Below are 4,372 nucleotides of genomic sequence, written 5' to 3'. Positions count from 1 at the left end.
CCCGCTTCGAGCCTTGCCGAAACAGAAGCCGAGCGTGACGCCCGGATTGCAAAATTGAGCGAGGCGGAGATCCGATACGCCGATCTGTTGCGGGAGGCTGCCCGAGCCGCGATCGACGGCAACGGCTACATCCGCGATATGGCAACGATCAGACACGATCTGAACAACGAAATCCACATGGAGAGCCGGCGCAGAGCGGAAGCTGAACAGGAACGTGACGATAACGTACGGGTTACATCTGGACGGTCTGAACCGGGCAGCCGTGCGGCGAGGTTGAATGAGGAGTACCGGGCGGATCCGCCACAACAGCAGGTTCCGCGCTTGCGCGAGTTGGAGCGTGAAGTCGAGCAGCGGCACGACCGCGAGCGTAGCGAGCAGGAACGCTAGGTCAGGACAATGAGGCAGCATTGGCACATTAAACCCCTTCCGCCGCCCGACGACAGTGCTGATCGTCCGGATGGCTTTGTGGGATTTGCACTGTTGGCTCTGATTGTCATCGGCCCATTGATTTTGTTCGGGCATGAGCTGGGTGCTATGGAGACGTGGCTGGTCGACGTCTACAAAGCGGTCGAAAGCTGGCTTTCACCCGTTCGGGATTGGTTTTTGGGCTAGCAGCGTGCATCTCCATTGTATTTTCCGGCAATATGCCCTAAATTTGTACGCACATTGCCGGAGTTGAACCATGGCCACTGCCATTGCTGTCATTGAAGAGGTGTCACGCAAGCTCGGGGGACCGAGCGTGCTGGGAACAGATGTTCGTTCTCAGGCAGATCTCGCCATGATCGTCCGTCGCAGATTGCCCTTGGCCACCTTGAAGGGATTGTCGCTTGCCGGCCTCAGCGAGCAGGAGATCGAGCGCTTCGTCATCCCGCAGCGCACCCGTCGCCATCGGGCCGAGAAGAACCAGCCGCTGACTGTGGAAGAGTCCGATCGCGCCGTAAGACTGGTTCGCATCCAGGCGCTGGCGGAAGAGACCTTTGGGGATGCAGCAAAGGCCAATCGGTGGCTGCGTAAGGAGCTCGGCGAATTGGGTGGCGAGACGCCTTTGAGCGTCGCCCAGACCGAGGCCGGCGCCCGCGTCGTGGAAACCATCCTCGGGAAGATCGCCTGGGGCGCCGCCGCCTGATGCGGTTGTGGCGGCTTTCGAGCCTCCAGTATGCGAATGCGATTGACGGCGGCTACGGCCTGCTGTTCGATGGCCGCTGGAATACGGTCGGGCATCCAGTCACCTACGCCGCCACGTCGCCCTCGCTCTGTATCTTGGAGAAGCTTGTCCACGTTGAAGACCCGGCATTGTTGCCGGCCCTCGCCATGGTGGCATACGATATCTCGGATGAGATACCGGCATCGCATCGATCCGTCCGTGACCTTCCTGCAGATTGGCGCCAGCAGGAAGCCATGACGCAGCGCCTTGGCGACGAATGGCTCACCGCAAATGACACGGCGCTGCTCTTTGTTCCGTCGGCAATCGTACCGATCGCGGATAGCCCGGACCGCAATGTCCTTATCAATCCACGCCACTCTGAGGCCGCAGCGGTTCAGATCGCGCGCGTCGAGCGATTCGAGCTGGACATCCGGCTGTTAAGGGAATGAGATGGGAAATGACCTTGTTATTTCAATGCGTTAGTCCTTACGCCAAGACTGAGGCAAGTGACGCACCAACCCCATACAGATCATCGCTTTACACAGGTCAGCCCCCCCGGACAGACTTACCCAACAGAAACCGCTGCACGCTCAACCCGGCCAACAGAACGTAAGGCGGCACGCCAAGCGAATAGTGACCACAGTTCAATTCCAAAATATTTGGCCTAGCTCCGGCGTCCTTCAGCCTCTGCATGAACCTCTCCGAGAGTGCCGGCAACACCACTTTGTCTCTCTTGGCCAACACAGCGTGAAGTTCGAGATCAGGGCGTGCCAAATTATGTGCGTAATTCTCCAGGTTAAGTGGACCCCAGGCCCTTCTGAGATCCGTCACCTCAATCTGAGGCTCAAGGCTATCGCGTATCAATCGTGTCGCGCGACCCGTCCAGACCATATCCGCTAGACTCCCCGCCGTCAGAAACAGCGAGGCTTTTGACACGGCTTGGTCGCGTGCAGCGATCAACCCCGCGACCCAGGAACCCAAACTCATACCAAGAACCGAAATCTCTCTGTAGCCTTCGCTCTTCAACCAACGTATGAGCTTTCGCCCATCCAATACCCCCTGCCTTATGGACTGGATCGTTCGCCCGAGATTGGGGCTAAGCATATAGTCGGCGTGGAGGGAGCCGGGACGGCTGCGCTCGAAGTGATAGGGCATGGCAATCTCGACAACGGTGATACCACGCCGCGAGAAAAAACTGGCAATCTGACGGTTCCGCGCACTTGCATTCCAATGGTGAAAGATCACCATTGCACGATCGAACGACCCACTTTCCGTGATTTTCGCCCACACAACATTGTTCGCGGCGATATCAGTCGCAACGTCCGATGGAAATTTTAGCCATCCATCTTTCCACTCAAACCCCTGATCGCTCTCGCTGGGCTCATCGAAAAAGGCTGGATCAGCTGCGGCCTGGTCGGCAAGCACACAAAACTCCTCGATGCTTGCAATCTTCCCCGCTCCCGGAAAGGCGCGGTCCGCGTCAAGGATGAAATCCGATGCCTTCTTCCCTTCCTCACCGCGTTGCGCGCGCCGCTCATCCCAACGATCAAGCCAGCTATGATACACTGCGATTTTTTCCTAGTTCGCTCGCTCGCCGTCGCCCAAATCCGGGATCGAATAGGCCGTATGTCGCAAGCAGCACTCCAACGCCCAGAAGGATCGAAAAGCCAGCAAATGCATCGATCAGCAAGTAGCCAGCAACGAGCAACGCCACGGTCGCCGACATCTTCCACAAAGGCGCCTGAATCCGACTTCCGCCACCTAAACGGATGGTCCCGTACGCAAAAACAACACAGGTCGAAATAGTGATAAGAAGGCTACTGTAATGGGTCGGCCTACGATAGCTGATCCCGACGCCCACATCATTGCGCCCGTAGAAGGCAGAAGACATATCGCCGACCAACCAAGCCACAATATTCTCTCCGCGTGATGTCAAGTAAGCGCTCTGGAGCTTCATGACGATGGCGATCAGAATTCCCAACAAAGTACACCGAAAAATCCCACGCATAACCCTGAGGCTGGCTTCATTGAGTTCATGTTGATAGTCCACCTCCGGCCGATTTTTCGATGCCTCACCAATTCTCCAAAGATCATGGATCATCGTATGAAGAAGAATGAGACCTACGAAGAATAGATAAAAGCACAGGCACATGTATAGATAAGCGATCCCAGTGAATGTAACCGCTTCTGGAACCGATATGACCTCAGGGCGCACAATCGCTAGCGAGCCCCAATCCGTCGCATAGTTGCCACCACCTTTCACCAACGGGATCAATGATACGCCGATCCACTGAAAAAGACCGGCGAACAGCACACAAATCAAAAAAACCGCCCAATATGAATACGAAGAAGCTTCTACGCTGCGCGCCCAGGCATTGTCGCTTTCCGTCTTGTCGCCCTGCCCCACAAGCTTTGGGCGGCTTTCATCTTTCCAAAAGGTCACTAGCTCGGTCACGAAAGCAAAAAACAGTGGCAAAAATACCATGAAGACGAATGTCCAATTCGCTGTCCAAAGAAACCCAACCTGCTTGACGACGCCATCCGCCCGGCCATATGTCACGCTGTGAATGCCCAAAATATACGATAAAAACCCAAGAGCGGTGACACCCGCAAACACCGACGCGGGTAAATTCAGGGGAGATCCGTGACTAAAAAATGCCTCCGATTTTCCAGCCAAACTAAAACGCTGCCTCGGCCGCTTGGCGTCAGTATCCCGTGCCAGCTCTGCCGGGGACTCTGACTCGTTATCGAGGGTCGTGGCTCGCGCCATATCTGGAACGGCCAGCGCAACCTCGCTTCCAACTCTCTTCGATACTCGTCTCTTGGCCGCTAACCGCGATTGCGCGGCACTCAGCTCCATCTGCCATTCGCTGGTAGCCACAGGATCATCGCAGCCGAAAACCCTTGCCAACCAACGGATGTTGGCAGCGCTAATTCCCTTCTCGTTCTCTTGAAACCAAAGCTGCACTGTTCGCAGATCGACCCCAATCCGGTTGGAATCAATTTGTGAAATCGCCTCTGCAAGAAGCTCGGGAGTCCACGAGCCTGCTGGAAATCCATCTTTGCCCAATGGCCGGCCCGCACCCGCAGCGGCTAATCGTTTGAATAATTCTTTGAAATCACTCCCGTCTCTCGGTGGAGGGAGAAATAACTTTCCATTTTTAAACAACGACTTGCAGGCTCTGATTTCGCTTCGTTTCGTATCCTATCGTGCCATCGCTCCTGATC

The 4,372-nt window shown here is 55.9% G+C and carries 5 protein-coding genes and 1 pseudogene; 4 read left to right on the top strand and 2 right to left on the bottom strand.

Translation table 11 applies throughout. The annotated features are described in order from the left end of the window. The 4 genes and pseudogenes from EN742_RS38260 to EN742_RS25910 form a co-directional block, all read left to right on the top strand. Positions 1–387: pseudogene (locus EN742_RS38260) on the top strand (hypothetical protein); the annotation flags it as partial. A 9-nt stretch (positions 388–396) separates the two neighbouring features. After that, positions 397–612 (top strand): hypothetical protein, encoded by a 216-nt coding sequence (locus EN742_RS25920; protein WP_127426873.1) that lies wholly within the window; start codon positions 397–399, stop codon positions 610–612. 70 nt (positions 613–682) lie between these two features. Further along, positions 683–1,126: an antitoxin Xre/MbcA/ParS toxin-binding domain-containing protein gene (locus EN742_RS25915; RefSeq protein WP_127426872.1), complete on the top strand. Its 444-nt coding sequence runs from the start codon at positions 683–685 to the stop codon at positions 1,124–1,126. Further along, on the top strand, positions 1,126–1,593 hold the full coding sequence (locus EN742_RS25910) for an RES family NAD+ phosphorylase (protein WP_128333437.1): 468 nt from the start codon (positions 1,126–1,128) through the stop codon (positions 1,591–1,593). Before EN742_RS25915 ends, EN742_RS25910 begins: the two co-directional genes overlap by 1 nt. A 97-nt stretch (positions 1,594–1,690) precedes the next feature. Here EN742_RS25910 and EN742_RS25905 read toward each other — a convergent pair whose 3' ends face one another. Both EN742_RS25905 and EN742_RS25900 read right to left on the bottom strand, forming a co-directional pair. Then, on the bottom strand, positions 1,691–2,710 hold the full coding sequence (locus EN742_RS25905) for a dienelactone hydrolase-related enzyme (protein ID WP_128333436.1): 1,020 nt from the start codon (positions 2,708–2,710) through the stop codon (positions 1,691–1,693). Further along, the gene (locus tag EN742_RS25900) at positions 2,700–4,313 is read right to left on the bottom strand and encodes a hypothetical protein (protein WP_128333435.1); all 1,614 of its coding nucleotides are present in this window, start codon (positions 4,311–4,313) and stop codon (positions 2,700–2,702) included. Before EN742_RS25900 ends, EN742_RS25905 begins: the two co-directional genes overlap by 11 nt. Positions 4,314–4,372: the final 59 nt, after the last annotated feature.

Origin of the sequence: Mesorhizobium sp. M4A.F.Ca.ET.020.02.1.1, assembly GCF_004022645.1 — a bacterium.
In the GTDB taxonomy this organism is placed as follows: Bacteria; Pseudomonadota; Alphaproteobacteria; order Rhizobiales; family Rhizobiaceae; genus Mesorhizobium.
The sequence above is the reverse complement of the archived record's forward strand: the minus strand, read 5'-3'. Positions and strand labels throughout refer to the sequence as shown.